We start from the raw sequence: 1193 nt of genomic DNA, 5'->3' as shown, positions 1-1193 counted from the left end.
TATGCTGCGTGTGTTGGATTAACTACCACATCTGATAAAAATGCTTTTCCTTCTTTATCAGTTATAGGTACAGACAAGATCAGTTTGTCCATTATACCACTACGTGCCGGAAATAATGTTCCGATATAAGCTATTGTTAAAAAATTTCCTTGTTGATTGACTAAAGGTGTATCTGTTTGTATAATTGCAGCAATATTTTCTTGTGCAACAGATTTCCATTTTTCAATAAAGCCATCATCGGTATAGGCTATCCCGTCACTTTCAACCCATACAATAAAGTCTGGTGTGATAACAAGCGACCAGCTTTTATCTTTCGTTTGATTTATAAGATAAATAGGTGTTCCAATAAAGAGCGCAGAGGCTTGTAGCTTGTCAAGTGGATAGCCATAGCCTGGCATAATGCTACGCACATAAATATCTGTTGTAGGTAGGCTTCTTCCTAATAAATTCTTGGTAGTTATTGCTCTGTTTTCTTTATGAAAGGATAATCTTTTTAGTTCGTCTAACGGGATTGTATCGGCTATATTTTCTATCTTTTTTTTGGGATAAAGTCTAAAGTTAATGCCATACCATTTGTCTTTCGATAGTTCATCTTGATTAGAAAATATGGTAAGCTGATTTTTTTCGCTAGCCCAGATGTCTGTTTGCAGAATCTGTTTAACATAGGATTGATCCCAAGGAGATGCAGTACCAAAAAGACGTTGGTGTAAATTTTTCAAATAAGATGCTTGTACATTTTTGTCCAATATTGGCTTTTCATATCCATCTTGATATGGATTAATCCACTTATCTGTCTCCTGTTGGTAAGCTTCTATAGGGAAGAACTCTATTGAAGAGGGTAAGAAAGGTGTTTGTGCTTTGTATGGCATTGGAATTTAAAGTAAAATTACTTATTAAATTACATTTATTATTAATGAACATGAGACAAAAAAAACAATTTAAAATCGAATATTATGGTGTCAGTTATTTAATTAGTCGGTCCTGAAATACTGTATAATTATTTGTTAATCAGCAAATAAATGGTTAAATTTGTATTGGTTAATAACCAGTTTTAGAGTTGTTTTGTATAAAAAGCTTGCAAAATAAGGATGAAATCTAAGAAAATAAATAATAGCCTTGAGCGTTTGTTTGAGCAACGCTTATCTAGTTTTCTTAACCCGAAACATCCTTTATTCCAGTTATCTGATTCGATT

The 1193-nt window shown here is 32.8% G+C and carries 1 protein-coding gene; it reads right to left on the bottom strand.

Annotation, left to right across the window (positions count from 1 at the left end; all coding sequences use genetic code 11):
* A partial coding sequence (locus ACRRVB_RS04980) for an SH3 domain-containing protein (RefSeq protein ID WP_432466850.1) occupies window positions 1-869 on the bottom strand: 869 nt, incomplete at its 3' end.
* Between the last annotated feature and the right edge of the window lie 324 nt (window positions 870-1193).

The organism is Candidatus Cardinium hertigii (genome assembly GCF_050864855.1).
Classification (GTDB): Bacteria; Bacteroidota; Bacteroidia; order Cytophagales; family Amoebophilaceae; genus Cardinium; species Cardinium hertigii_C.
The sequence above is the reverse complement of the archived record's forward strand: the minus strand, read 5'-3'. Positions and strand labels throughout refer to the sequence as shown.